The organism is Hydrogenophaga borbori, assembly GCF_003417535.1.
In the GTDB taxonomy this organism is placed as follows: domain Bacteria; phylum Pseudomonadota; class Gammaproteobacteria; order Burkholderiales; family Burkholderiaceae_C; genus Hydrogenophaga; species Hydrogenophaga borbori.
Genome location: NZ_QVLS01000006.1, coordinates 186,359 through 210,082, shown reverse-complemented (window position 1 = coordinate 210,082; position 23,724 = coordinate 186,359). Strand labels below are relative to the sequence as shown.

Below are 23,724 nucleotides of genomic sequence, written 5' to 3'. Positions count from 1 at the left end.
AGACCCATGGCGAAGATTTTTTGCGTGGCCAACCAGAAGGGCGGCGTCGGCAAGACCACCACCACCGTCAACCTGGCCGCCGGTCTGGCCAAGGTCGGCCAGCGGGTGCTGATGGTGGACCTGGACCCTCAGGGCAATGCCACCATGGGCTCGGGCGTGGACAAGCGGGCCATGGCGCTGTCGGTGTACGACGTGCTGCTGGAATCCGCCTCGGTGGCCGAGGCGGCCCAGTGGTCCGACAAGTGCGGCTACCACGTGCTGGGCGCCAACCGCGAGCTCGCGGGCGCCGAGGTGGAGCTGGTGGAAGTGGAGCGCCGCGAGCGCCGGCTCAAGCAGGCCCTGGCCGAGGTGGCCGACCAGTACGACTTCGTGTTGATCGACTGCCCGCCCTCGCTGAGCATGCTCACCCTCAATGGCCTGTGCTCGGCGCATGGCGTCATCGTGCCCATGCAGTGCGAGTACTTCGCGCTCGAAGGCCTGACCGACCTGGTCAACACCATCAAGCAGGTGCACGCCAACCTCAACAAGGACCTGCAGATCATTGGCCTGCTGCGTGTCATGTTCGACCCGCGCATCACCCTGCAGCAGCAGGTGAGCGACCAGCTCAAGGCGCATTTTGGCGACAAGGTGTTCGACACCGTGATCCCGCGCAACGTGCGCCTGGCCGAGGCCCCCAGCTATGGCCTGCCGGGTGTGGTGTTCGACCCCTCCGCGCGCGGCAGCCAGGCCTTCGTCGCCTTTGCCGAGGAGATGGTCGAGCGCATCAAGAAGATGTGAGAGGAGGGTGTTCCACGTGAAACCGCAGAACGTCCTCGTCCTGCCCGGCTGGCAGAGCAGCGGGCCCGAACACTGGCAGAGCCGCTGGGAGGCCCGCTTTGGCTACCGCCGCGTCGAGCAGCACGACTGGATGCACCCGCAGCGCGGCGACTGGATGGCCCGCCTGGAAGACGTGGTGCTGGGCGCCGACGGCCCCGTGCTACTGGTGGCCCACAGCCTGGGCTGCATCCTGACGGCGGCCTGGGCCGCGCATTCCCGGCACACCGCCCGCGTGGTGGGCGCGCTGCTGGTGGCGCCGGGCGATTCGGAACGCGAGGACCTGCGCGAGCTGCTGCCCAGCTGGTCGCCCATCGTGCGCCAGCGCTTGCCGTTCCCCGCCCACCTGATCGGCAGCCAGGACGACCCCTACTGTGGCTTCGAGCGCGCCCGGGGCCTCGCCGCCGACTGGGGGGCGGCCTTCACCGACCTCGGCCGTGCCGGCCACATCAACGCCGATTCCGGCCTGGGCGACTGGCCGCAGGGCCAGGCCTGGCTGGACGAACTCACGAAAGACAAGCACTAGATGGTCACCAAAAAACCCAAGGGCCTGGGCCGCGGGCTCGAAGCGCTGCTCGGCCCCAAGGTCGAGGACAAGCCCGCCGCCGAGGCCGCGCCCGCTGGCGCACCGTCCACCCTGCCGCTGGACCAGCTGGTGCCCGGCCAGTACCAGCCGCGCACCCGCATGGACGAGGGCGCCCTGTACGAACTGGCCGAGAGCATCAAGGCCCAGGGCATCATGCAGCCGATTCTGGTGCGCCGGCTGAACAGCGGCCCGGACGCCGGCAAGCACGAGATCATCGCGGGCGAACGCCGCTTCCGCGCCTCGAAGCTGGCCGGCCTGAGCGAGGTGCCTGTGCTGGTGCGCGAGGTGCCGGACGAGTCGGCCGCCGCCATGGCGCTGATCGAGAACATCCAGCGCGAAGACCTGAACCCCTTGGAAGAGGCCCATGGCCTGCAACGCCTGGTGAAGGAGTTTGGGCTCACTCACGAACAGGCGGCCCAGGCCGTGGGCCGCTCGCGCAGCGCCGCCAGCAACCTGCTGCGCCTGCTGCAGCTGGCCGAGCCGGTGCAGACCATGCTGATGGCCGGCGACATCGACATGGGCCACGCGCGCGCGCTGCTGCCGCTGGACAAGGCCGCGCAGATCACCACGGCCAACCAGGTCGCGACCCGCAAGCTGTCGGTGCGCGAGGCCGAAAACCTGGTGAAGAAGCTGGCGGCCGAGTTCACCCTGGCGCCGCAGAAGCCGCGCAAGGAAAAGTCGCGCGACATCCGCCGCGTGGAAGAGGAGCTGGCCGACCTGCTGACCGCCGAGGTCGAGGTGCGCGTGAAAAAGCGCGTGAAGCGCCACGGCCGCGTCGAGGAGATGGGTGAGCTGGCGATCCAGTTCGGCTCGCTGGACGCGCTCAACGGCCTCATCGAGCGGCTGCGCGCGGGGCACTGAGGCCCCCCCTCGCCCGGGTTCAGGCCAGGGCCGGCGCCGGCGCCATGGACGGGCGGTGGATGTGGCCGGCCGCGCCGTTGGCCTTGGCCGTCTGGTAGTGCCATTCGATGTCCAGCACCCCGGCCAGCGAGCCGTCCTCGGCCAGGCCGCCGATGGGGCCGAACATGAAGCCCAGCAGGATCAGCCCGTTCGGGCCGGTGAAGGGCTGGTGGGTGATACCACCCGCCTCGACCATGTAGTCGCCCGCGAACACCTCGCCGTGTTCGTAGCCGAAACCGCCTTCGACGATGTAGGCGTGCGCGGCGCCGAAGTGCTTGTGCACGCCGGCCACGGTGCCGGGCTCCACCTTGAGCAGGATCACCAGCAGGCTGGAGGCGTCGTCGCAGTGCAGCAGCTTGAATTGCGTGCCCGGCATGCCCCAGGGGGTCCAGGGAATTTCCTTGGTGCGCACGATGAGCGAGCCGTCGGGGTAGCGCAGCGACACGCGCGGGTCGGTGCCGGTCTTGGCGTGGGTGATGGGCATGGGTGTCTCCGTGGGAATGGGTTTCGCGGCATCGGTGCCGCGGGCGCATGCTCGGCGGGCTTGGCGGCACGGCCCTGCGGGAAAGCCCTGGGAAAGCGGCCGCCGGCCGCTTGCAATGCCGCTTTTTCGACAGAAACCCGCTAGGACGACGGCCCCGCGCGGCCTAGCATGTCGCCATGCACCCCCCGCTTGCCAGCGCCCAGGACACGGCTCGGACCATCGGCCGCTTCGCGCACGCCGAACCCGAGCGCGTGCTGCGTTGCCAGTCGGGCGAGGTGGTGGGCGCCATCTGGTCTCACCCGCCCACGCACACGCGGGTGCAAGGCCTGGACCACCACGCGCTGGCGCTGCACCTGTCGGGCTGCACGCTGGTGGAGAAGTGGGCCGACGGCCGTTGCGTGGGGCACCGCTCCCGCGTGGGCAGCGTGAGCCTGGTGCCGGCGCGGCGCGATTCGGAGTGGACCATCGGCGGACATTGCCGGGTGGCCCATGCCTACGTGCACCCGCAGGCGCTGAGCGACGCGGCCGAACGCCTCTCGCGGCCCTGGCCCGCCGACGGGCTGGGCGACTTCTTCGCGGCCGAGGACGCCCAACTCGCGCGCCTGCTGCACTGGCTGGTGCACGAGGCCCTGGTCGATGGCTTGGATCCGCTGGCGCTGGAGCAGTGGCAGGCCCTGCTGCTGGCGCACCTCATCCGCCGCGACGCCGGCGGCGCCGCGGCCGCGCCCGAGCGTTCGGGGTCCCGCCTGGCGCTCACCGGGGCCACGCTGCGGCGGCTGTTCGCCCACATCGACGAGCACATCGAAGAGCGCCTGGCCGCGCGCCTGACGCTGAGCGCCCTGGCCGACATCGCCCACCTGTCGCCCGACCACTTCCTGCGCGCCTTCAAGCGGGCGGTGGGCCAGACGCCGCACCGCTACGTGCTGGAGCGGCGCCTGGTGCGCGCGCAGGACCTGCTGGCGCGCAGCCCGCTGGCCGTGGCCGACATCGCGCGCGACAGCGGCTTTCGCGGCCCCAGCCATTTCACCGCCGCGTTCCGGCGGCAGTACGGCCTCACGCCCAGCGCCTGGCGCGCCCAGCGGCGCGGCTGAGCCGGGTGCGGCGCGGCCGCCGGCCTCAGGCCGAGAAGATCTTGCCCGGGTTCAGGATGTTGTCCGGGTCCAGCGCGCGCTTGAGCGTGCGCATCAGGTCCACCGCGCCGGCGCCGGCCTCGTCGAGCAGGAAGCCCATCTTGTGCAGGCCCACGCCGTGCTCGCCGGTGCAGGTGCCTTCCAGCTGCAGCGCGCGCGTCACGAGCTTGACGTTGAGTTCTTCGGCCAGGCGGCGCTCGTCGACGTTGTCGGGGTCGATCAGGTAGCCGAAGTGGAAGTTGCCGTCGCCCACGTGGCCGACCAGGAAGTAGGGCAGGCCGCTGGCGTCGGCCTCGGCCACGGAATCGAGCAGGCAGTCGGCCAAGCGGCTGATGGGCACGCAGGTGTCGGTGCTCACGGCGCGGCAGCCGGGCTTGGTCTGGATGGCCGCGAAATAGGCGTTGTGCCGCGCGGTCCACAGGCGCGTGCGCTCCTCCGGCGTGGTGGCCCATTCGAAGGCATTGCCGTCGAACTCGCTGGCGATGTCCTGCACGGTCTCGGCCTGCTCTTTCACGCTGGCGGGCGAGCCGTGGAATTCCATCAGCAGCATGTGTTCCTCGCGCAGGCCCAGCTTGCTGTGGGCATTGACCATGCGCACGGTGTTGGCGTCGATCAGCTCGCAGCGCGCGATCGGCACGCCCAGCTGGATGACCTGGATCACGCAGCGCACCGCCGCCTCGATGGAGGGGAAAGAGCACACCGCGGCCGAGATGGCCTCGGGCAGCGGATAGAGCTTGAGGGTGATCTCGGTGATCACGCCCAGCGTGCCTTCGCTGCCCACCATCAGGCGCGTGAGGTCGTAGCCGGCGGACGATTTCTTGGCGCGCGTGCCGGTGCGCACCACCTTGCCCTCGGCCGTGACCACCTCCAGCGCCAGCACGTTCTCGCGCATGGTGCCGTAGCGCACGGCATTGGTGCCGCTGGCGCGCGTGGCCGTCATGCCGCCGATGGAGGCGTCGGCGCCGGGGTCGATGGGGAAGAACAGGCCTTCGCTTTTCACGGCCTCGTTCAGGGCCTTGCGCGTCACGCCGGGCATCACGGTCACGGTCAGGTCCTCGGCGTTGATGGCGAGCACCTGGTTCATGCGGCTCACGTCGATGCTGATGCCGCCCTGCACCGCGAGCAGGTGGCCTTCGAGCGAGGAGCCCACGCCGAAGGGAATGACCGGCACCTTGTACTGAGCGCACAGCGCCACGGCGTCGGCCACGTCGCGCGTGGATTCGGCGAAGACCACGGCCGCCGGCGGCGGCACGGAGACGAAGGCGGACTCGTCGCGGCCGTGCTGTTCGCGCACCGCCAGGGCGGTGGAGCACTGCGCGCCGAAGCGCTGCTTCAGCGCGGCCAGAAAGGCCTCGGGCACCTCGCGCTGCTCGACGGTGGGCAGCAGGTGGGCGACGTCGGTGGGGGCGTTCATTGGGGCGGTCTCCGGCGCGGTTTCTGAACCGCGCAGTGTACGCCCGGGGGTGTTCAGCGGCGGGCGCCGCGGGCCATGGGGCCGGGCAGGGCGCCCTGGGCCGACGGCAGGGACAGGCCGCTGGGCGTGGCGCCCTGGCGGGGTTTCTGCAGGAAGGGGCCGGTGGCGGCGGCGCCGGCGATCACCAGGGTCCAGGCGGCGAGCAGCTGCACGCTGCGCGCCTCGAAGCGCTGGGACAGCGCCTGGGTCTTGCGGGGTCGGTTCATTCGGTCTCCGTTGTCGCCCCAAGCTGCGGGCGATGCCCGCGATTGCAACGCCCCCGTGTGACAGAACCAAGTGCTTTTGCCGGCCGTTGCGCGCTTGACCGGCGCTTGACGCCCGTGACATTTCCCTGCGGGCGGTTACACCCGATCACTGGCGCACAATGCGGCGACGAGCCAGAAGAGGAGACGACCGTCCATGGGCAACCGACTCACCCAGATCGCCACGCGCACCGGCGACGCCGGCACCACCGGCCTCGGCGACAACACCCGCGTGTCCAAGAACCACCTGCGCGTGCACGCCATGGGCGACGTGGACGAACTCAACTCGCACATCGGCGTGCTGCTGTGCGAAGAGCTGCCGGCCGGCGTGCGCGGGCTGCTGGTGGAGGTGCAACACCAGCTGTTCAACCTGGGCGGTGAGCTGTCCATCCCAGGGTACGAGTTGCTCAAGCCCGAGGCCGTGGCCGCGCTCGACGAGGCCCTGGCCGAGCACAACGCGGCCCTGCCGCGCCTGCAGGAGTTCATCCTGCCGGCGGGCAACCGCGCGGCCAGCCAGGCGCACGTGTGCCGCACCGTGGCGCGCCGCGCCGAGCGCGCGGTGGTGGCCCTGGGCGACGTGGACGCGGTGCGCGAGGCGCCGCGCCAGTACCTCAACCGCCTGAGCGATCTGATGTTCGTGCTGGCGCGCGTGCTCAACCGCATGCACGGCGGCGACGACGTTTATTGGAAGAGCGAGCGCCTGCAGCGCGGGGTCGCCGAGTGAAGGCCCTGCCGGCGCTGGCCGTGGCGGCGCTGGCGCTGGCGCTGGCCCCGGCGCGCGCCGAACCCGCGCCGGGCGAGCAGGTGGTGCTGAGCTGCGACGCCGTCTACCTGCCCGCGCGCAGCGCCTGGGTGCGCGAGGTGCGCTTCACGCTCGATGAGCGCCGCATCCGCGGCGTGGCCATCGATGGTGTGCCGGTCTACAGCTTCTCGGTGTTCGACACCGTGCTGCTCACCGCGCTGGACAACGAGCGCATCCAGATCGACACCGCCACGCTCACCTGGCGCAGCGACTTTCGGGGGCAGGCCACCTCCGAGGGGCGCTGTACCCGTCGATAGCCGCGTCCGATCGGGAGGTGCCGGGGTTATCGCGGCGCCAGCACCGACATGGTGATGCGCGAGACGCAGGTGAGCTCGCCCGCGTCGTTGCGCAACTCGATGTGCCACACCTGCGTGCTGCGGCCGATGTGCACCGGCCGCGTGACGCCCGTGACCCAGCCCTGCGTGGCGCCCTTGAGGTGGTTGGCGTTGATGTCCAGGCCCACGGCGCGGTGGCCTTCGGCACAGGTGAAGGCCGCGCCGCAGGAACCCAGGGTCTCGGCCAGCACCACGCTCACGCCACCGTGCAGCAGGCCATAGGGCTGCTTGGTGCGTGCGTCCACCGGCACGCGCGCGGCGATGAAATCGTCGCCCACCTCGGTGAACTCGATGCCCAGCTGCCGCACGGCGGTGCCCTCGTGCAGCTGGTGCAGGATCTCGCAGGAGATGGGGCGGGTCCAGATCGCCGGCATGCTCAGGCCTTCTGGCCGCGGCCCAGCAGCCAGTACAGCACGATGGCGCCGAAGGTCGCGGTACCGATGCCGCCCAGCGCGAAACCGCCGAACTTGAGCGTGTAGTCGCCCGTGCCCAGGATCAGGGGAATGGCCGCCACCAGCAGGTTGCGGTTGTCCGAGAAGTCGACCCGGTTGTCGACCCAGATCTTGGCCCCCGCGATCGCGATCAGGCCGAACACCACGATGGACACGCCGCCCATCACGGCCAGGGGAATGGTCTGGATCAGCGCGCCGAACTTGGGGCTGAAGCCCAGCACGGTGGCGATGAGCGCGGCCACCACGAACATGGCGGTCGAGTAGATCTTGGTCGCCGCCATCACGCCGATGTTCTCGGCGTAGGTGGTGACGCCCGTGCCGCCCGAGGCGCCGCTCACGATGGTGGCCACGCCGTCGCCGATGAAGGCCTTGCCCAGGTAGGGGTTGAGGTCGCGGCCGGTCATGGCGCTGACGGCCTTCACATGGCCCAGGTTCTCGGCCACCAGGATGATCGCCACCGGCGCGATCAGCAGCATGGCCTGGGCGCTGAACACCGGCGCGGCGAAGGAGGGCATCCCGAACCAGGCCGCGTTGGCCACGCCACTGAAGTCGATGGGTTTGCCCAGGCCCAGGCCGTTGGTGAGCACGGCGTAGACCACGCTGGCCAGGATCAGGCCCACCAGGATGAGCAGGCGCTGCACCATGCCGCGCGCGTACACGGCCACCAGGCCCACGCTGACGAAGGTGATGGCCTGCATCCAGGCGTCGAAGCCCGTGGGTGCCATGTTCTTGATCGGGATGGCCGCCAGGTTCAGGCCGATCACCGCCACCACCGTGCCGGTGACCACCGGCGGCATGAGCCGCTCGACCCAGCCGGTGCCGATGGCCTGCACCACGAAGCCGATCAGCGTATAGAGCACGCCGCAGGCGATGATGCCGCCCAGCGCCACGCCCAGGTTGGCGTTGGGCCCGCTGCCGGCGTAGCCGCTGGCCGCGATCACCACGCCGATGAAGGCGAAGCTGGAGCCCAGGTAGCTGGGCACCTTGCCGCCGGTGATGAAGTAGAAGATCAGGGTGCCGATGCCGCTCATGAGGATGGCGACGTTCGGGTCGAAGCCCATGAGCAGCGGCGCCAGCACCGTGGCGCCGAACATGGCGATGACGTGCTGCACGCCCATCACCGTGGTTTGTGGCCAGGGCAGGCGTTCGTCGGGGGCGATGACGCCACCCTGCCCGAGGGTGCTCGCCGGTTTCTCCGTCCAGTTGAAAAGGCCCATCTCACTCGCTCCTCATGTTGTTGTCGTGCCGAAGTGGCACGCGATTGTGCAAGCAAGTGGCGTGCGCGTCGCGTCGCGCACGCGCGGGCTCAGGCCCGCTCGGCCGGCTGCGCGCGGGCGGGTGCCAACACCGCGCGGATGCCGTTGGCGATGAACTCGCTCAGGCGCTGGGCGCTGGCCGGGCCGGCGCGCGTGCCGGCCACGAGCCGGTCGAGCCGGTGCTCCGCCAGGTGCGCCTGTACCGCGCCCAGGGCGAAGCGCAGCGCGTCGGCCAGGTCGTGGCGCGAGGCCCGGGGCAGGGCGGCCTGCAGGGCGTCGAACAGGCGCTGCAGCAGGGGGTCGACGTGCTCCTGCAGCGCGGGCTCGGCCTCGGGCGCGGCCTGGGCCAGCTCGCGCGCGAGCAGTTGCGCGTAGTGCTGGCTGGCGCTGTGGTGGCGCCAGCGCAGCAACGGCAGCACGAAGGCCTCGACCACGCGGCGCAGGCCGTCGGGTTCGCCGGGCAGGGCGGCGGCGCGGCGCGCGTCCTCCAGGGCGCGCATGGCTTCGTGGTGCAGCGGGCCGTGGTGCGCGAAGATGGCCCGGAACAGGCCTTCCTTGTGGGCGAAGTAGTAGCCCACCAGGGCCAGGGGCACCTCGGCGGCCTCGGCGATCTGGCGGACCGTGACCGCGTGGAAGCCGCGCTGGGCGAAGAGGCGCTCGGCGGCGTGCAGGATGGCCTGCTGGCGGTCGTTGCGCGGCGTGGGGAAGGAGGAACGTGGCAGTGGCATGAGGCGGAAGGGGTGGGGGCGTCGCGCAGGCGCGCCGCGGGGACTGACAGTGCGGCGGGACGGCGCTACGCTGCGGCTCGCCATCCCAGCAGGAACCCCATGCCAACGCCTCCCTACGTGCCCCAGATCCGCCGCTACACCGATTGGCTCGCGCAGCACCATGGCCTGCGCTTCGACGACTACCACGGGCTGTGGCAGTGGTCCGTCACCGATCTCCCGGCGTTCTGGACATCGATAGAAGAATACTTTGGATTGCATTTTGGATGCAATGAAGAGAACGTTTTGTTTCAAAACACCATGCCCGGCACCCAGTGGTTCGTGGGCGGGCGCGCCAACTACACGCGCCAGGTGTTCCGCCACGTGGCGCCGGCCCACGCGGCGGGCATGCCCGCGCTGATCGCCCGCAACGAAAAAGGCCGCCACACCGAACTGGGCTGGCCCGAGCTGCGCCGCCAGGTGGCCGCGCTGGCCCTGCACCTGAAGGCCCAGGGCGTGCGCCCGGGTGACCGCGTGGCCGCCTACCTGCCCAACATCCCCGAGACGGCCGTTGCCTTCCTGGCCGTGGTGGGCATTGGCGCCGTGTGGAGCGTCTGCGCGCCCGACATGGGCACCCACGCCGTGCTCGACCGCTTCCGCCAGATCGAGCCGGTGGCGCTGATCGCCTGCGACGGCGTCACCTACGGCCGGCGCGACATCGACCGCCTGGGCGTGGTGGCCGAGCTGCGCGCGGCCCTGCCCACGGTGCGCCACGTGCTGCTGCACACCAACCTGGCCGATGCGCCCGATGAGAAAGCGCGCGCGCTGGCGCAGGCCGCGCCCTGCGCGCATCTGGAGGCCGTGGTGGCCCGCGACGACGCCGAGACCGCGGCCTTCGAGCCCGAGGACCTGCCCTTCGACCACCCGCTGTGGATCGTCTATTCCAGCGGCACCACCGGCTTGCCCAAGCCCATCGTGCACGGCCATGGCGGCACGGTGCTGGTGGGCCTGGCGCTCAAGAGCCTGCACAACGACGTGGGCTGCAGCTACGACCCCAACAGCTGGGGCGAGCGCTACCACTGGTACAGCTCCACCGGCTGGGTGATGTGGAACGCGCAGATCAGCGGCCTGCTCAACGGCACCACCTGCGTCATCTACGACGGCAACCCGGGTGGCGCCAAGGACGCGCCCGACTGGACGACCCTCTGGCGTTTCGCGGCCGAAACGGGCGTCACCTTCTTCGGCGCCGGCGCGGCTTTCTACGCCAACTGCCTCAAGGCCGGCGTGGACCTGTCGCGCTGCGGCGATCTGTCGCGCGTGCGCGCCCTGGGCAGCACGGGCTCGCCGCTGTCGGAAGACGCGCAGCGCTGGGGCTCGGCGCAGTTCGCCGCCATCGCCTCGGGCGAGGCACAGAAGGACATCTGGTGGTGCAACATCAGCGGCGGCACCGACTTCGCGGGCGCCTTCATCGGCGGCCACCGCGAGCTGCCCCAGACGCCCGGGCGCATGCAGTGCCGCCTGCTGGGGTGTGCGGTGCAGGCCTGGAACGAGCGCGGCGAACCGGTGATCGACGAGGTGGGCGAGCTGGTCTGCACCCAGCCCATTCCCTCGATGCCGCTGTACTTCGTGGGCGATGCGGACAACCGACGCCTGATCGGCAGCTACTTCGACGCCTACCCGCCCGGCCACGGTCGTCGGCCGGGCGGCGGCGACCTCGGCCCCGAGGCCGGCGCCGTCTGGCGCCACGGTGACTGGCTGCGCGTGCTGCCCGACGGTTCCTGCGTGATCTACGGCCGCTCCGACGCCACCATCAACCGCCACGGCCTGCGCATGGGCACGAGCGAGATCTACAGCGCCGTCGAGGCCCTGCCCGAGGTGCTGGATTCCATGGTCGTGGACCTGGAGTACCTGGGCCGAGAGAGCTGGATGCCGCTGTTCGTGGTGCTGCGCGAGGGGCTCACGCTGGACGAGGCCCTGCGCCAGCGCCTGAACGCCGCGATCCGCCAGGCGCTGTCGCCGCGCTTCGTGCCCGACGCCATCTATCAGGTGGCCGAGATCCCACGCACGCTCTCGGGCAAGAAGCAGGAGCTGCCCATCAAGAAGCTGCTGCTGGGCCAGCCGATCGACAAGGTCATCAACCGGGAGGCCATGGCCAACCCCGGCAGCCTGGACTGGTACGTGCGGCTGGCGCGCGAGCGTGGGGTGGCGCCGGGGTTCAGTTCGCGACCGTGAAGCGGCGCCGCAGGTGCTGCGGCCTGTCGATCTCGTCCGCGATGGCCACCGCCAGGTCGGCCACCGAAATGCCCGAGGGCTGCCCACCCTCGCCGGGCAGCGGCTGGTCGCCGCCCACGCGGTAGCGGCCCGTGCGCTCGCCCGGGGCCAGCAGGATCGGCGGCGACAGCAAGGTCCAGTCCAGCGCGGTCTCGCCGCGCAGGCGCGTGAGCAGGTCGCGCGCGGCCAGCGCGCCCTGTTTCCACTCGGCCGGGAACTCGGGCGTGTCCACCAGCTGCACGCCGGGCGCCACCTCCAGGCTGCCCGCGCCGCCCACGGCCAGCAGGCGCTTCACGCCGGCCTGCCGGGCGCCGGCCAGGATGGCGTCGTAGCCCTGGCCGAACAGGTCGTAGATGCGCGGCTCGTTCCAGCCGGGGTTGTAGGCGCTGACGATGGCGTCCTGTCCGCGCACCGCGGCGGCCACCTGGGCGGCGTCCAGGGCGTCGGCGCGCACCACCGCCAGGCCGTCGCGGGCGGTGAACTTCTCGGGGTGGCGGGCGAGCGCGGTCACGGCATGGCCGCGCGACAGCAGTTCGTTCAGCACGGCGCTGCCGACGAAGCCGGTGGCGCCGATCAGGGCGATCTTCATGGGGAAACTCCTGGCGGGTTGTGAATGGCATCTAGTGTCATCACTACACGAACAAGGGACCAGATGGCAGAATCCTCATTCATTTTGTAGACAATCTAATGAATGAAGCCCAGGCCCTGGCCGACAAGCTGCGCCGCATGGCCCTGTTCGCCGAGATCGTCGACAGCGGCTCCATCAGCGCGGCCGCGCGCCGCCTGGGCAGCACGCCGTCCGCCGTGAGCCAGCAGCTGCGCCTGCTGGAGCGCTCCCTGGGCCTGGTGCTGCTGCACCGCTCCACGCGCCGGCTCACGCTCACCGAGGCCGGCGAGCGCTACCACCCGGCCTGCGCGGCCATGGTGGCCCAGGCCCGCAGCGCCGATCAGGCCCTGGAGCGCCTGCGCGACGAGCCCGAGGGCGAGCTGCGCCTGGCCGCGCCCATCGGTTTCGGCGATCGGCTGGCCAGCGCCCTGGAGCCGCTGCGGCGCCACCCGCGCCTGCGCCTGCACCTTCTGCTGGACGACACGCCCATCGACCTGATCGCCGAGCGCGTGGACCTGGCGCTGCGCGTGGGTCGCTTCACCGACTCGGCCCTGGTGGCGCGCCGCCTGGGCGAACTGCAGCGCGTGCTGTGCGCGGCGCCGCGTTACCTCGCCGAGCGCGGCTGGCCGCGCGACCCCGGCGAGCTGGCCGGCCACGACTGGCTGGGCCTGCCGCCGCGCAGCGGCGCGGCGACGGCACTGGAGTTCCAGGGACCGCAGGGCGCGCGCGCCGAGGTGCGGGTGGAGCCGCGCGTGCTGGCGTCGCAGGTGACGGTGCTGGAGGCCCTGGCGCTCGAAGGCTGGGGCCTGTACGTCGGCATGCGCGACGACGTGGGCGCCGCGCTCGACCAGGGCCGCCTGGTGCCGGTGCTGCCCGACTGGCGCCTGGAGCCGGCTGCGGTCTTCGCCGTCACGCCGCGGCGCGACGAGCAGCCGGCCAAGGTGCGCCACGCGCTGCGGGCGCTGCAGGCGCACTTCGGCGCGCGCGGCGGCTGAGCCGGTTCGGCTTCAGCGCCGGCTCACCAGCACGATGCCCAGCGCCACGCCCCCCAGTGCCAGCATCAGCCGCAGCGTGAGCGGCTCGCCCAGCAGCAGCACGCCGAACACCAGCGCGAACACCGGCGTGAGGAAGGTGAAGGTGCTGATCTGCGTGGCCGGGTAGTGGCGCAGCATCCACATCCAGGCCAGGTAGCTGGCGAAGGCGCCCACCGCCGACTGCAGCGCGATCGAGCCCCAGGCCAGACCCGAGTACGACCAGCCCCAGGTCTCGCCCAGCGCCAGCGACAGCAGCGGCGCCACAGCGGCCGTGACGGCCACCTGGTAGAACAGGGTCTTCTCGGCGCTGGCCGTGGCGAGCCGGCTGGCGCGGATGGTCAGCGTGGTCAGGCCCCAGAGAAGGCCCGCGCCCAGGGCCATGGCGTCGCCGCGCCACTGGCCGGCCCCGGGCGAGCCGTTCGCGAAGCCCTCGCTGAAGGCCGTGACCACCGCCGCGAACGCGATCACCAGCCCCACCCACTGCACGCGGCGCAGCCTCTCGCTGGGCACCACGCGCGGCAGCAGCAGGGCCACCACGAAGGGGCTGGTGTAGAGGAACACCGTGAGCCGCGAGGCCGAGGTGAGCTGCAGGCCCAGGTAGATGAAGCTGAACTCACCCGCGAACAGCAGGCCCGCCAGCAGGCCGGCCTTGAGCGTGCCGTCGCGCTGGAACAGCGGCACGCCGCGCGCGCGGCACCACAGCCACAGCAGCAGCGTGGCGCCCCAGAAACGCAGGCTGGCCTGCCACAGCGGCGGCACCTCGGCCACGGCCACCTTGATCAGGATCTGCTGGAAACCCCAGAACGCGCAGCACGCCACGAGCAGCGTGATGGCGAGGGAGTCGAGGTGGGTCTTGCGAACGGGAGGCGTGGCGGGCGGCATGGCCGGTGATTGTGCGGGGCGCCGCGCGGCGCGCGTGTCGCAGGGGTTCTGCGCTCAGCGTGGCTGCGCCAGGCGCTTGAGCTGGGTCTTCAGGCGCTGCACTTCGGCGGCCGACAACTCGGCGAGCATGGCGGCCTCGTGCGCGCGGGCGCGGCGCAGCAGCGGCGCCACCTTTCTCTGGCCGGCGGGCGTGATGGACACCAGCGTGCGGCGCTGGTCCGCGGGGTCGTCGTGCAGGGCCACCCAGCCCTGCGCGACCAGGCGCTGCAGCAGCTTGGTGACGGTGGGCTGCTGGCTCAGCACCTCGTGCGCCAGCCGGCCCACGGCCATCGGCGACTCGCCGCTGAGCACCGCCAGCACGCGCCACTCCAGCGAGCCCAGGCCGGCCTCGCGCACCTGGGCGTCGAATTCCTTGAAGAGGGCGTGGTTGGCCTGGCCGAGCAGGTAGCCCAGATAGTCATCGGTGAAACGGGGGGCCCCACGCGCCGCCGCTTCGCGGGTCGCTGCCCCCCCGGGGGGCTGATCCGCCTTGGCGCGGCCCGGCGGCGGATCGCGCCGTTCCTTCACAGCGGGTGCTCCGCGTAGAAGCGCCCGCCGTGGAACAGCAGCGGCGAGGCGCCGGGCCGGTGGCTGCAGCGCTCCACTTCGCCGACGAAGATCACGTGATCGCCCTCGGTGTACTGGCTGCGGTTGAAGCACTCGAACACGGCGGCCGCGCCGTCGAGCAGCGGCGCGCCATTGCCGCCTTCGCTGAAGGCCACGCCGTTCCAGCGGTCGATGCCGCGCGCCGCGAAGCGCTCGGCCAGGGCCTGCTGGTCGGCCGCAAGCACGTTGATGGCGTAGTGCGAGCCGTTGCGGAAGAAGGCCATGGAGCCGGCGTGGTGCGCCAGGCTCCACAGCACCAGCGGTGGTGACAGCGAGACCGAGTTGAAGGAGTTCGCGGTGAGGCCGATGAGCGCGCCATCGGGCGCGCGCGCGGTGACGATGGTCACGCCGGTGGCGAACATGCCCAGCGAAGCGCGGAACTCGTGCGCCGAGAAATCGGGGGGGCGGGCCGCGTGGCCAGCCTGACGGGCGGGGGACATGGGGCGCAATTTACATGAATTTTCATGAATAATGGGCCGCCAGCGAATCCCACCCCGACAAAAAAGGAGACCCGATGCTGCAGGAGCGGATCGAACCCGCCTGGATCGACGCCTTCGAGGCCCTGCTCAGGCGCTGCGCCTTGCAGACGGGCGAGGTGGTCGCCATCCTGGGCGAAACGCAAAGCCGGCCGGTGCTGCTCGAGCTGGCGCACCTGGCGGCCGCGCGCCTGGGCGCGCGCTGCTTCCGGCTGACGCTGCCCTCCGTGTTCAGCGACGGCGCGCCGGTGCAACGCTCCACCGGCGCCAGTCCGGCCATCCAGCAGCTGCAGCCGGTGATCGCCGCGCTCGCGGGCAGCCAGCTCGTGATCGACTGCACCGCCGAGGGCCTGATGCACGCGCACGAGTTGCCGGCCATCCTGAAGGGCAATGGCCAGACGCAGCCGCGCGTGGTCTACGTGAGCGACGAACACCCCGAGGCCCTGATGCGCCTGCTGCCCGACGAGGCCACCGAGGCGCGCGTGAAGGCGCACCTCAAGCGCCTGCGCGGCGCCAAGCGCTTGCGCGTCACCTCGGCCGCCGGCACCGACCTGCACGTCGACCTCGCCGGCGCCGTGCTCGGTGGCAACTGGGGCAGCACCACGCGGCCCGGCACGCTCACGCACTGGCCTGGCGGCATGGTGCTGGGCTTTCCCGCCCGCGGCACCGTCAACGGCACCTTGGTGCTGGCCGAGGGCGACGTGAACCTCACCTTCAAGCGCTACATCGAACGCCCCATCACCCTGCGCATCGAGGCCGACACGGTCACGCGCATCGAGGGCAGCGGCGTCGACGCCGAGCTGCTGCGTGGCCACTACGCTGCCTGGGGCGAGCCCGAGGCCTACGCCGTGAGCCACGTGGGCTACGGCCTCAATCCCAAGGCCCGCTGGGACAGCATGGCGCTTTACGACAAGCGCGACTTCAACGGCACCGAGCTGCGTGCCTTCGCCGGCAACTTCCTCTACAGCACGGGCGCCAACGAGGTGGCCGGGCGGCACACGCGCGGGCACTTCGATTTCCCGCTGCGTGGCTGCACGGTATGGCTGGACGACACGGTGGTGGTTGACGCCGGCCAGGTGGTGGGCGAATGAACGCGCTGCCCACCTTCACCGCGCTCGGCAGCGGCGCCACCGTGTTGATGCTGCATGGCATCGGCGGCGGCCACCTGGCCTTCGCGCCGCAGGTCGAATCGCTGGCCGGCGCGGGGTACCGCGCCATCGCCTGGGACATGCCGGGCTATGGCCACAGCGCGCCCATCGAGCCCTACACCTTCAAGGGCCTCGCGCAGAGCTGCGTAAATCTCATCGACGCCCTGCAATGCGAGAGCGTGGTGCTGGTGGGGCACAGCATGGGCGGCATGGTCGCGCAGGAGGTGATCGCGCGCCGGCCCGACAAGGTCAGCCGGCTGGTGCTCGCGGGCACCTCGGCCGCCTTCGGCAAGCGCACGGACGGCCGCGACGCCGAGACCTGGGCGCGCCAGTTCGTCGCCCAGCGCACCGCGCCGCTGGACGCGGGCAAGAGCATGGCCGAGGTGGCCCAGGTGCTGGTGCCGCAGATGGCCGGCCCTGGCGCGCTGCCCGAGGGCCTGCGCCTGGCCGAGCACTGCATGGGCGGCGTGCCCGCCGCCACCTACCGTCGCGCGCTGGACTGCCTGGTCACCTTCGACCGCCAGGCCGCGCTGCGCGACATCCGCGTGCCCACGCTGCTCATCGGCGGCGAGTTCGACCGCGTGGCCGCGCCGTCGGTGATGAAGCAGATGGCCGAGGCCATCCCGAACGCGCGCTACGCCGAGCTCAAGGGCATCGGCCATCTCATGAACCTGGAGGCGCCCGAGGACTTCGACGGCCTGCTGCTCGACTTCCTGGCCGAGCGCGCGCCCTCGCCCGCGGGCGACCTGCACTGACCACACCATCCAAGGAGACCGAGCATGCAACGCGAGCCCCTGAACACCGGCCTGGACTTCACCCCCGCCGTGGGCGACATGGCCTTCACGCCATTGCAGCGCGAACTGCTCACGGTGGCGAACCGCCTGGGCCGCGAGAAGTTCGCGCCGCGCGCCGCCCAGTGGGACCGCGAGGCGAGCTTCCCTTTCGCCAACTACGAGGACCTGCGCGAGGCCGGCTTCCTGCGCCTGTGCGTGCCCAAGGACCACGGCGGCCTGGGCGCCGACTACCCCACCTACATGATGGTCGCGGCCGAGGTCGGCCGCTTCTGCGGTGCCACAGCGCTCACCTGGAACATGCACATCTGCAGCACCATGTGGACCGGCGTGCTGGCCGACGGCATTCCCATGACCGAGACCCAGCGCGCCGAGCACGCCGCGCGGCGCGAGCTGCACTTCCAGCGCATCGTCGACCAGGGCGCGGTGTACGCCCAGCCCTTCAGCGAGGGCTCGGCCGCCGCGGCCGGGCGCGCGCCCTTCGGCACCACGGCGAAGAAGGTGGACGGCGGCTGGCGCATCAACGGCCGCAAGATCTTCGCCAGCCTGTCGGGCGCGGCCGACTACTACGGCATCCTCTGCACCGAAGACGTGGAGGGCAAGGACCCGGACCCGCGCGACACCATGTACATCAGCGTGCCCGCCACCAGCGAGGGCCTGTCCATCAGCGGCGACTGGGACCCGCTGGGCATGCGCGGCACCGTGAGTCGCAACCTCACGTTCAAGGACGTGTTCGTGAGCGACGCCGAGCAGCTCATGCCACGCGGCATCTACTTCGTGGGCGCGCAGACCTGGCCGGCCATGTTCTTCACGCTTGCGCCCACCTACCTGGGCCTGGCCAACGCGGCCTACGACTTCACCGTGAAGTACCTGCGCGGCGAGGTCGAGGGCGAGCCACCGGTCAAGCGCCGCCAGTACCCCACCAAGCAGATCGCGGTGGCCCAGATGCGCCTGCAGCTGGAGGGCATGAAGGCGCTGTTCTCGCGCGCCATCCAGGAGGCGCGACCCAACCCGGGCAAGGACGAGAAGCTGCGCCTGTACGCCGCGCACCACGCGGTGATGGAAGGCGCCAACGACATCGCGCGCCTGGCCATCCGCACCTGCGGCGGCCAGAGCATGATGAAGCACCTGCCGCTGGAGCGCCTCTACCGCGACAGCCGCTGCGGCTCGCTCATGCTGCCCTGGACGGCCGAGCTCATCGTCGACCGCATGGGGCGCGAGACGCTTTACGAGCCGGGCGAGAAGGACGCCTGAGCCGGCGCGCCGCGCGCCGCCCGCGCGGCCTCCATGCCCTGGAAGCCAAAGGCCATGGCGGGACGTTCGCCGCCGATGAGTTCGGCCAGGGCCTTGCCCGAGCCCGCGCCGTGCGTCCAGCCCAGGGTGCCGTGGCCGGCGTTGATCCACAGGCCCTTCACCGGCAGGCGGCCGATCAGCGGGATGTTGGTGGGCGTGGCGGGGCGCAGGCCGGTCCAGAAGCGCGGGTTGCCGCCCTCGGCCGGCAGGCGCGTGTCGGCCACGCCGGGGAAGACCTGCTCGATGCGGCGCACCAGCATCTCGCAGCGCTGGCGCGCCAGCGGCGTGTCCAGCGAGAGGTCGAAGCCGCCGAGCTCGATGGTGCCGGCCACGCGCAGTTCATTGCCCAGGCGCGACATCGCGACCTTCAGGCTGTCGTCGATCATGCTCACGACCGGCGCCTGGTCGTGCTTGAGCAGCGGCAGCGTGGCGCTGTAGCCCTTGCCGGGGTAGATGGGCACGCGCACGCCGATGCGCGCCAGCAGCGGTGTCGTGTAGGAGCCGCAGGCCACCACGGTCGCGTCGGCCTTGAGGGCGCTGAGCACGCCGGTGGCGCGGCTGCGCACGCGCACGGCGTTCAACGCACCGCCGGTGGCGTCCAGGTGCTCGATGTCGTGGTTGAACAGCAGGCGCGCGCCGCGCGCCGCGCACAGGGCGGCGAGTTGCTGAGTGAACACCCGAGCGTCGCCCGACTCGTCGCTTTCGGTGAAGGTGCCGCCCACGATGCGGTCGGCGAAGGCCGACAGCGCCGGCTCGATGCGCAGCAGCTCCTCGCGCGAGACCACGCGGCGCTTGACGCCGAAGCGCGCCATCAGCTCGGCCGCGCCGGCCGCGCCTTCGAAGGCGTGCTGGTCCACGTAGTAGTGGGCGATGCCGCGCTCCAGACGCTGGTACTGGATGCCGGTCTCGCGCACCACGTCCTTGAGCGCCGCGTGGCTGTACGCGCCGAGGGCCACCAGCTGCGCCACGTTGCGCTCGAAGGCGGCGTCGTTGCACTGCGCCAGGAACTGCAGGCCCCAGCGCCACTGCGCCGGGTCCAGCTGCGGGCGGAACAGCAGCGGCGAGGTCGGCGAGAACATCCACTTCAGCGCCTTCAGCGGCGCTTCGCGGTTGGCCCAGGGCTCGCAGTAGCTCACGGAGATCTGCGCCGCATTGGCGAAGCTGGTCTCCAGCGCGGCGTCGGGCTGGCGGTCCACCAGCGTGACCTCGTGCCCGCGCTGCAGCAGGTGCCAGGCGGTGCTCACGCCGATGATGCCGGCCCCCAGAACGGTGACTTTCATGGCTCTCTCCGAACAGCGGATCGCTGATCCCGGCAGTGTCGGGAAATCGCCGACTCAGGTGAAGCGAGATTCAAGCAAAATCGAGTTCATCAGTTTGGCTGATACAGGATCGCACCCAGAGCCCCGTCCGGCCGCCCGAAGGGGCTCGCATCGACGCGCATTGCGCGGAGGCCTTTTATGAGCACCTTCGACCCCGACGCCCTGGAATGCCTGGCCGCCATCGTGGAGGAGGGTGGCTTCGAGCGCGCCGCCCAGCGGCTGTCGATCACGCAGTCGGCCGTGTCGCAGCGCCTGCGCGCCCTGGAAGCGCAGGTGGGCACGGTGCTGATCGTGCGCAGCCGCCCCCTCAAGCCCACGCCGGCCGGGCAGCTCATGATCAAGCACGCCAAGATGATGCGGCTGCTGCGCGCCGACCTGGAAAAGGACCTGAAGGAGCTGGCGCCCAGCAGCGCCGCCAGCGCCCGCGGCGAGGAGCGCATCTCGGTGGCCATCAACGCCGACAGCATCGCCACCTGGGCCCTGCCCGCGCTGGACGGGCTCGCGCGCGGTGGCCTGCCGATCGAGATCATCACCGACGACCAGGAATTCACCCACGAGTGGCTGCGCGAGGGCCAGGTGCTGGGCTGCGTCACCTCGCTGGGCCAGGCGCTGCGCGGCTGCCGCATGGAGCCGCTGGGCGTGATGGACTACGTGCTGATCGCCCAGCCGGGCTTCGCGCGCGAGCACTGCCCGCGCGGGCTGAACACCCAGAACTTCCACCGCCTGCCCTTCATCGCCTTCAACCGCAAGGACCACCTGCAGCACGCCTTCGTGTCCGAGGCCTTCGGGCTGCAGCGCGTGCTGCTCAAGCAGCGCTTTGTGCCTTCCAGCGAGGGGCAGGTGCGCGCGGTGTTGGCGGGCTGGGGCGTGAGCGTGGTGCCCTGGCTGCTGGTGCGCGACCTCATCGAGCGCGGCGAGCTGGTGGACGTGGCGCCCAAGCACCGCCTGGGCGTCGCGCTGCACTGGCATTGCTGGAACCTCAGCTCCGATGTGCTCGACGCCCTGAGCACGGCCCTGCGCGCGGCCGCGGCCCACAGCCTGCGCCCGCCGGCTTGAGGCGGGCGTGAAAAAGCCGCCCGAGGGCGGCTCCGTGGGATCGATCGCGCGGGGAATCAGCGCACGATCAGCACCGGCGCCGAGCAATGGGCCAGCACCTTGGTGGCCACCGAGCCCAGCACCAGGTTGCCCAGCGCGCCGTGGCCGTGCGAGCCCATGATGACCAGGTCGAACTTGCCCGAGTTGGCCGTCTTGGCGATGACCTCGCCGGCCGAACCGGTTTTGTGCAGCAGCTTGGCCGTGATGCCGTGGCGCTGCAGGAATTTGTTCACCGGGCCGGTGACCTTGGCCGCTTCTTCTTCGTAGTACTGGTTCGCCACGTCGGCGCCGACGGCGGCGCGCGCCCGCGGGGGCAGAGGCGACTGGACCGTGATCGCGCTGAAGTCGTTGTCGGCGCTGAACAGCTCGTCGTGGGTGGTCAGGTAGGCGAGCATCTTCTTGGTGTACTCACTGCCATCGACGGCCAGCAGGATCTTCATCGCGGTTCTCCTTGGGGTTCACTGTGGTGATTGACGGGCCGAGTGTACGGGGCCCGTCGGGCCGCGGCTTTGCGCGGGATCAAACGGGGCGGGATTGCGGCGCCACCTCGACCAGACAGACGGGATCGAAGGCGAGTTGTTCCTGCTTCTCGCGGTAGCCCAGGGGGTTGGCGCGGATGCGGCAGCGGCCCACGCGCACGTCGGTGGGGCAGTGCAGGTGGCCGTGCAGCCAGAGATCGACCATCGGGAGCAGCTCGTCGAGCGCGTTGCAGAAGCCGGCCGTGCCAGGCGTCAGGCCGTAGCGCGGATCGGCGCTGTGCAGCGTGGGCGCGAAATGGGTGATGGCCACCGTGGGGCCGTCGAAGGGGCGGGCCAGCGCCTCGCGCAGCCAGCGCTGGCACTCCAGGCCGAGCTCGCGCATGGCGGCGGCATCGAACAGGCGGCCATGGCGCCGCCCGGCCATCTGGCGCAGGTAGTGGTCGGCGGCGCGAAAGGCTTTTTCGCGCTGCAGCAGCGGCTCGCTGCCGGGCGGGCGGATGGCGTCGTAGTCGCTCCACAGCGTGGTGCCGACGAAGCGCACGCCGCGCCAGACCCAGGTCTCGCGCTCCAGCCAGCGCAGGCCCAGGCGCTCGCAGGTGGCGCGCAGGGCGGCGTGGGCCTCGTCGACATCGAGGGCGTCGTACTCGTGGTTGCCGGGCAGGTAGAGCACCGGCACCGGCCAGTCGGCGAAGCGGCGCAGGCCCCAGTCGGGCTCGGGCATGGCGCTGCCGTCGCGCCGTCGCTGGTAGGAGCCCACGTCGCCGGCCAGCACCAGCAGGTCGGCGCCAGGCGCGGGCTGGGGCTGGAAGTCGCGGTTGGCCTCGAGGTGCAGGTCGCTCAGCAACTGGATCTTCATCATGGGGCGATTGTGTCCGTGCTCTGCAGGCCGCTGCGTGCGGCCGAGCGCGAGACCGCCTCGCGCAGCCAGCGGTGGGCGGCGTCGTGCTGGCGCTGGCGGTGCCACAGCGTGTCCACGTGCACCTCGGGCACGGCCAGCGGCAGCTCGCTGATGGCCAGTTCATCTTCCATGCCGGTGGCCGACAGGAAGTGGCGCGGCAGCACGGTGAGCAGGTCGGTGGTGGCCACCACGCGTCCGGCGGTGAAAAACTGGTTGACCGTGATCACCACCCGGCGCTGGCGCGAGCGCGCGGCCAGGGCCTCGTCGACGAAGCCGAAGGGCCGGCCCGAGAAGCTGACCAGCAGGTGGCGCGCGGCGCAGTAGGTGTCCAGCGACAGCGGCTGGCCGGCCAGCGGGTGGCCGCGGCGCATGACCACCACGTAGTCGCCGTCGTACAGGCGCTCAAAGGCGAAGCGCGGCAGCTCGTCCTGCTGCTGCCGCGCGCCGAGTTCGGCGATGACGGCGGGGAAGTGCCCGATCGCCAGGTCCACCGCGCCGCTTTCCAGCAGCTCGCGCGGGTCGCGCGTGGTCAGTGGCAGCACGCGCAGGTTCACGCCCGGCGCCTCGCGCTCGAAGATGTCGATCAGGCTGGGGATCAGCTTGGCCGAGGTGGCGTCGGCCATGGCGAGCTGAAAGGTGCTGGTGGCGGCGGCGGGGTCGAAGGCGCCCGGCGCCAGCGCGCCGCGCAGCAGGTTCAGGGCCTCGCGCACGGCGGGCCACAGGGCCAGGGCGGTGGGGGTGGGTTCGACGCCGAAGCCCGCCCGCCGCACCAGCTCGTCGCCCAGCAGCTCGCGCAGGCGGCGCAGGGCGTTGCTCACCGCCGGCTGGGTCATGGCCAGGTTGTGCGCCGCCCGGGTCAGGTTGCGCTCGGCCATCACCTCGTCGAAGACGCGCAGCAGGTTCAGATCGAAGGTGCGGAAGTTGGGTGAAATCATAGACACCGTGAATGGTATCCATCAGCAGAATAAAGTGGCGAGATATACGGGTTAACCCTATATTCCCCCTGTCCACAAGAGTTCGTTCCGTCCACAAGACGTGGTTTTTAGGAGTTCGCCATGAGCACCGTTCTCACCGCCCCCTCGCTGCCCGCCGCCCTGCGCGCGGACACCAACACCCCCGCGCCCGAAGGCGCCCGCGGCCTGAGCGCCCTGCTGCTCGCCGCCGCCATCGCCACGCTGATCGTCGTGGCCGACCAGCTGATCGACACCTGGGCCGACGGCCACCTGATGCTGGCCTGGGTGCTGCTCTGGGCCCTGGTTTTCGCCGGCCTGGCCCTGTTCGCCGACAGCGCCCGCCGCGTGGCGCGCCGCGCCGTGGCCGCGCTCGACGATTGGTCGCGTTCGCTGGCCGAAGCCCGCGCCGACATGCGCCTGTGGGAAATGGCCCGCCACGACCCGCGCCTGATGAAAGACCTGATGGCCGCGCGCGACCGCGCCGAGCGGGAGCCGACCGCCGCCGACTTCGTCGAAGCGCTCGCCCCCCTGGGTCTGCCGGAAACCGCCAAGGCCGCCGCGGCGCCGCAGGCCAGCTACTGGGAGCGCCTGGCCGCCAGCCGCGCCCGCTACGCCAAGCTGCACTTCATCTGAGCTGTCACGCGCCCAGCAAAAA

Annotated in this window: 27 protein-coding genes; 13 read left to right on the top strand and 14 right to left on the bottom strand. The window is 71.2% G+C overall.

Going from position 1 to position 23,724, the window contains the following annotated elements; all coding sequences use genetic code 11:
* Positions 1–6: 6 nt before the first annotated feature.
* The 3 genes from DY262_RS11560 to DY262_RS11550 are packed head-to-tail and all read left to right on the top strand — an operon-like array spanning position 7 to position 2,260.
* Complete coding sequence (locus DY262_RS11560) at positions 7–777, top strand: ParA family protein (RefSeq protein ID WP_116959016.1); 771 nt, start codon at positions 7–9, stop codon at positions 775–777.
* A gap of 16 nt (positions 778–793) precedes the next feature.
* Positions 794–1,339 carry an RBBP9/YdeN family alpha/beta hydrolase gene (locus tag DY262_RS11555; protein WP_116959275.1) on the top strand — a complete coding sequence of 182 codons (546 nt, stop codon included), beginning with the start codon at positions 794–796 and terminating at the stop codon, positions 1,337–1,339.
* A complete protein-coding gene (locus DY262_RS11550; RefSeq protein WP_116959015.1) occupies positions 1,340–2,260 on the top strand; it encodes a ParB/RepB/Spo0J family partition protein in 921 nt (306 codons plus the stop codon).
* A gap of 19 nt (positions 2,261–2,279) precedes the next feature.
* Here the strand turns inward: DY262_RS11550 and DY262_RS11545 are convergent, their stop codons facing one another.
* Positions 2,280–2,783 carry a cupin domain-containing protein gene (locus tag DY262_RS11545; RefSeq protein WP_116959014.1) on the bottom strand — a complete coding sequence of 168 codons (504 nt, stop codon included), beginning with the start codon at positions 2,781–2,783 and terminating at the stop codon, positions 2,280–2,282.
* A gap of 176 nt (positions 2,784–2,959) precedes the next feature.
* On the opposite strand from DY262_RS11545, the gene DY262_RS11540 reads away from it, so the two are divergent.
* Complete coding sequence (locus tag DY262_RS11540) at positions 2,960–3,874, top strand: helix-turn-helix domain-containing protein (RefSeq protein ID WP_116959013.1); 915 nt, start codon at positions 2,960–2,962, stop codon at positions 3,872–3,874.
* 25 nt (positions 3,875–3,899) lie between these two features.
* On the opposite strand, the gene DY262_RS11535 is transcribed toward DY262_RS11540, so the two are convergent.
* Both DY262_RS11535 and DY262_RS11530 read right to left on the bottom strand, forming a co-directional pair.
* The gene (locus DY262_RS11535) at positions 3,900–5,327 is read right to left on the bottom strand and encodes an FAD-binding oxidoreductase (RefSeq protein ID WP_116959012.1); all 1,428 of its coding nucleotides are present in this window, start codon (positions 5,325–5,327) and stop codon (positions 3,900–3,902) included.
* A gap of 53 nt (positions 5,328–5,380) precedes the next feature.
* Entirely contained in the window at positions 5,381–5,593 is a 213-nt protein-coding gene (locus DY262_RS11530) for a hypothetical protein (protein WP_116959011.1), read from the bottom strand.
* Between the two features lie 193 nt (positions 5,594–5,786).
* Here DY262_RS11530 and DY262_RS11525 point away from each other — a divergent pair, with 193 nt between their 5' ends.
* Together DY262_RS11525 and DY262_RS11520 are read left to right on the top strand one after the other, a co-directional pair.
* The gene (locus DY262_RS11525; protein ID WP_116959010.1) at positions 5,787–6,353 is read left to right on the top strand and encodes a cob(I)yrinic acid a,c-diamide adenosyltransferase; all 567 of its coding nucleotides are present in this window, start codon (positions 5,787–5,789) and stop codon (positions 6,351–6,353) included.
* Positions 6,350–6,688, top strand: coding sequence for a hypothetical protein (locus DY262_RS11520; RefSeq protein WP_116959009.1), 339 nt, complete (start codon positions 6,350–6,352; stop codon positions 6,686–6,688). The genes DY262_RS11525 and DY262_RS11520 overlap by 4 nt, the downstream gene beginning before the upstream one ends.
* Positions 6,689–6,714: 26 nt before the next feature.
* Here the strand turns inward: DY262_RS11520 and DY262_RS11515 are convergent, their stop codons facing one another.
* The 3 genes from DY262_RS11515 to DY262_RS11505 all read right to left on the bottom strand — a co-directional run bounded on the left by DY262_RS11515 (position 6,715) and on the right by DY262_RS11505 (position 9,202).
* Entirely contained in the window at positions 6,715–7,140 is a 426-nt protein-coding gene (locus DY262_RS11515; protein ID WP_116959008.1) for a hotdog fold thioesterase, read from the bottom strand.
* A 2-nt stretch (positions 7,141–7,142) separates the two neighbouring features.
* A complete protein-coding gene (locus DY262_RS11510; protein WP_116959007.1) occupies positions 7,143–8,435 on the bottom strand; it encodes a solute carrier family 23 protein in 1,293 nt (430 codons plus the stop codon).
* An 89-nt stretch (positions 8,436–8,524) separates the two neighbouring features.
* Entirely contained in the window at positions 8,525–9,202 is a 678-nt protein-coding gene (locus DY262_RS11505) for a TetR/AcrR family transcriptional regulator (protein ID WP_181936480.1), read from the bottom strand.
* A gap of 99 nt (positions 9,203–9,301) precedes the next feature.
* On the opposite strand from DY262_RS11505, the gene DY262_RS11500 reads away from it, so the two are divergent.
* Positions 9,302–11,410, top strand: coding sequence for an acetoacetate--CoA ligase (locus DY262_RS11500; RefSeq protein ID WP_116959271.1), 2,109 nt, complete (start codon positions 9,302–9,304; stop codon positions 11,408–11,410).
* Here DY262_RS11500 and DY262_RS11495 read toward each other — a convergent pair.
* Complete coding sequence (locus DY262_RS11495; protein ID WP_116959006.1) at positions 11,394–12,038, bottom strand: NAD(P)-dependent oxidoreductase; 645 nt, start codon at positions 12,036–12,038, stop codon at positions 11,394–11,396. The two genes, DY262_RS11500 and DY262_RS11495, sit on opposite strands and share 17 nt — an antisense overlap.
* Before the next feature lie 98 nt (positions 12,039–12,136).
* Here DY262_RS11495 and DY262_RS11490 point away from each other — a divergent pair, with 98 nt between their 5' ends.
* Positions 12,137–13,051, top strand: a complete 915-nt coding sequence (locus DY262_RS11490; RefSeq protein WP_116959005.1) for a LysR family transcriptional regulator — start codon at positions 12,137–12,139, stop codon at positions 13,049–13,051.
* A 12-nt stretch (positions 13,052–13,063) separates the two neighbouring features.
* Here the strand turns inward: DY262_RS11490 and DY262_RS11485 are convergent, their stop codons facing one another.
* Genes DY262_RS11485 through DY262_RS11475 form a run of 3 tightly spaced genes read right to left on the bottom strand, consistent with a single transcriptional unit; the run spans position 13,064 to position 15,057 of the window.
* Positions 13,064–13,972 carry a DMT family transporter gene (locus DY262_RS11485; protein WP_116959004.1) on the bottom strand — a complete coding sequence of 303 codons (909 nt, stop codon included), beginning with the start codon at positions 13,970–13,972 and terminating at the stop codon, positions 13,064–13,066.
* 54 nt (positions 13,973–14,026) lie between these two features.
* Positions 14,027–14,539, bottom strand: coding sequence for a MarR family winged helix-turn-helix transcriptional regulator (locus DY262_RS11480; protein WP_116959003.1), 513 nt, complete (start codon positions 14,537–14,539; stop codon positions 14,027–14,029).
* Entirely contained in the window at positions 14,536–15,057 is a 522-nt protein-coding gene (locus DY262_RS11475; protein WP_116959002.1) for a flavin reductase family protein, read from the bottom strand. Before DY262_RS11475 ends, DY262_RS11480 begins: the two co-directional genes overlap by 4 nt.
* Before the next feature lie 74 nt (positions 15,058–15,131).
* Between DY262_RS11475 and DY262_RS11470 the strand changes: the two genes are divergently transcribed.
* The 3 genes from DY262_RS11470 to DY262_RS11460 are packed head-to-tail and all read left to right on the top strand — an operon-like array spanning position 15,132 to position 18,286.
* A complete protein-coding gene (locus DY262_RS11470; RefSeq protein ID WP_116959001.1) occupies positions 15,132–16,184 on the top strand; it encodes a 2,5-dihydroxypyridine 5,6-dioxygenase NicX family protein in 1,053 nt (350 codons plus the stop codon).
* Positions 16,181–16,996 carry an alpha/beta fold hydrolase gene (locus DY262_RS11465; RefSeq protein ID WP_116959000.1) on the top strand — a complete coding sequence of 272 codons (816 nt, stop codon included), beginning with the start codon at positions 16,181–16,183 and terminating at the stop codon, positions 16,994–16,996. Before DY262_RS11470 ends, DY262_RS11465 begins: the two co-directional genes overlap by 4 nt.
* A gap of 24 nt (positions 16,997–17,020) precedes the next feature.
* Positions 17,021–18,286, top strand: a complete 1,266-nt coding sequence (locus DY262_RS11460; RefSeq protein ID WP_425459292.1) for an acyl-CoA dehydrogenase family protein — start codon at positions 17,021–17,023, stop codon at positions 18,284–18,286.
* Here DY262_RS11460 and DY262_RS11455 read toward each other — a convergent pair.
* Complete coding sequence (locus DY262_RS11455; RefSeq protein ID WP_116958999.1) at positions 18,259–19,605, bottom strand: D-amino acid dehydrogenase; 1,347 nt, start codon at positions 19,603–19,605, stop codon at positions 18,259–18,261. The two genes, DY262_RS11460 and DY262_RS11455, sit on opposite strands and share 28 nt — an antisense overlap.
* A 177-nt stretch (positions 19,606–19,782) precedes the next feature.
* Between DY262_RS11455 and DY262_RS11450 the strand changes: the two genes are divergently transcribed.
* Positions 19,783–20,700, top strand: a complete 918-nt coding sequence (locus DY262_RS11450) for a LysR family transcriptional regulator ArgP (RefSeq protein WP_116958998.1) — start codon at positions 19,783–19,785, stop codon at positions 20,698–20,700.
* Between the two features lie 56 nt (positions 20,701–20,756).
* Here DY262_RS11450 and DY262_RS11445 read toward each other — a convergent pair whose 3' ends face one another.
* From DY262_RS11445 to DY262_RS11435, 3 genes are all read right to left on the bottom strand, one after another.
* Complete coding sequence (locus DY262_RS11445; RefSeq protein ID WP_116958997.1) at positions 20,757–21,179, bottom strand: universal stress protein; 423 nt, start codon at positions 21,177–21,179, stop codon at positions 20,757–20,759.
* 79 nt (positions 21,180–21,258) lie between these two features.
* Positions 21,259–22,074, bottom strand: a complete 816-nt coding sequence (locus DY262_RS11440; RefSeq protein ID WP_116958996.1) for a metallophosphoesterase — start codon at positions 22,072–22,074, stop codon at positions 21,259–21,261.
* A complete protein-coding gene (locus DY262_RS11435) occupies positions 22,074–23,051 on the bottom strand; it encodes a LysR family transcriptional regulator (protein WP_116958995.1) in 978 nt (325 codons plus the stop codon). Before DY262_RS11435 ends, DY262_RS11440 begins: the two co-directional genes overlap by 1 nt.
* A gap of 120 nt (positions 23,052–23,171) precedes the next feature.
* On the opposite strand from DY262_RS11435, the gene DY262_RS11430 reads away from it, so the two are divergent.
* Positions 23,172–23,702, top strand: a complete 531-nt coding sequence (locus DY262_RS11430) for a hypothetical protein (RefSeq protein ID WP_116958994.1) — start codon at positions 23,172–23,174, stop codon at positions 23,700–23,702.
* Positions 23,703–23,724 lie beyond the last annotated feature (22 nt).

Excerpts from the sequence above, each read along its gene's own strand:
- DY262_RS11560 (WP_116959016.1), top strand. The coding sequence starts at position 7 with ATGGCGAAGATTTTTTGCGTGGCCAACCAGAAGGGCGGCGTCGGCAAG.
- DY262_RS11550 (WP_116959015.1), top strand. The coding sequence starts at position 1,340 with ATGGTCACCAAAAAACCCAAGGGCCTGGGCCGCGGGCTCGAAGCGCTG.
- DY262_RS11545 (WP_116959014.1), bottom strand. The coding sequence starts at position 2,783 with ATGCCCATCACCCACGCCAAGACCGGCACCGACCCGCGCGTGTCGCTG.
- DY262_RS11540 (WP_116959013.1), top strand. The coding sequence starts at position 2,960 with ATGCACCCCCCGCTTGCCAGCGCCCAGGACACGGCTCGGACCATCGGC.
- DY262_RS11535 (WP_116959012.1), bottom strand. The coding sequence starts at position 5,327 with ATGAACGCCCCCACCGACGTCGCCCACCTGCTGCCCACCGTCGAGCAG.
- DY262_RS11530 (WP_116959011.1), bottom strand. The coding sequence starts at position 5,593 with ATGAACCGACCCCGCAAGACCCAGGCGCTGTCCCAGCGCTTCGAGGCG.
- DY262_RS11525 (WP_116959010.1), top strand. The coding sequence starts at position 5,787 with ATGGGCAACCGACTCACCCAGATCGCCACGCGCACCGGCGACGCCGGC.
- DY262_RS11515 (WP_116959008.1), bottom strand. The coding sequence starts at position 7,140 with ATGCCGGCGATCTGGACCCGCCCCATCTCCTGCGAGATCCTGCACCAG.
- DY262_RS11510 (WP_116959007.1), bottom strand. The coding sequence starts at position 8,435 with ATGGGCCTTTTCAACTGGACGGAGAAACCGGCGAGCACCCTCGGGCAG.
- DY262_RS11505 (WP_181936480.1), bottom strand. The coding sequence starts at position 9,202 with ATGCCACTGCCACGTTCCTCCTTCCCCACGCCGCGCAACGACCGCCAG.
- DY262_RS11500 (WP_116959271.1), top strand. The coding sequence starts at position 9,302 with ATGCCAACGCCTCCCTACGTGCCCCAGATCCGCCGCTACACCGATTGG.
- DY262_RS11495 (WP_116959006.1), bottom strand. The coding sequence starts at position 12,038 with ATGAAGATCGCCCTGATCGGCGCCACCGGCTTCGTCGGCAGCGCCGTG.
- DY262_RS11490 (WP_116959005.1), top strand. The coding sequence starts at position 12,137 with ATGAATGAAGCCCAGGCCCTGGCCGACAAGCTGCGCCGCATGGCCCTG.
- DY262_RS11485 (WP_116959004.1), bottom strand. The coding sequence starts at position 13,972 with ATGCCGCCCGCCACGCCTCCCGTTCGCAAGACCCACCTCGACTCCCTC.
- DY262_RS11475 (WP_116959002.1), bottom strand. The coding sequence starts at position 15,057 with ATGTCCCCCGCCCGTCAGGCTGGCCACGCGGCCCGCCCCCCCGATTTC.
- DY262_RS11470 (WP_116959001.1), top strand. The coding sequence starts at position 15,132 with ATGCTGCAGGAGCGGATCGAACCCGCCTGGATCGACGCCTTCGAGGCC.
- DY262_RS11465 (WP_116959000.1), top strand. The coding sequence starts at position 16,181 with ATGAACGCGCTGCCCACCTTCACCGCGCTCGGCAGCGGCGCCACCGTG.
- DY262_RS11460 (WP_425459292.1), top strand. The coding sequence starts at position 17,021 with ATGCAACGCGAGCCCCTGAACACCGGCCTGGACTTCACCCCCGCCGTG.
- DY262_RS11455 (WP_116958999.1), bottom strand. The coding sequence starts at position 19,605 with ATGAAAGTCACCGTTCTGGGGGCCGGCATCATCGGCGTGAGCACCGCC.
- DY262_RS11450 (WP_116958998.1), top strand. The coding sequence starts at position 19,783 with ATGAGCACCTTCGACCCCGACGCCCTGGAATGCCTGGCCGCCATCGTG.
- DY262_RS11445 (WP_116958997.1), bottom strand. The coding sequence starts at position 21,179 with ATGAAGATCCTGCTGGCCGTCGATGGCAGTGAGTACACCAAGAAGATG.
- DY262_RS11440 (WP_116958996.1), bottom strand. The coding sequence starts at position 22,074 with ATGAAGATCCAGTTGCTGAGCGACCTGCACCTCGAGGCCAACCGCGAC.
- DY262_RS11435 (WP_116958995.1), bottom strand. The coding sequence starts at position 23,051 with ATGATTTCACCCAACTTCCGCACCTTCGATCTGAACCTGCTGCGCGTC.
- DY262_RS11430 (WP_116958994.1), top strand. The coding sequence starts at position 23,172 with ATGAGCACCGTTCTCACCGCCCCCTCGCTGCCCGCCGCCCTGCGCGCG.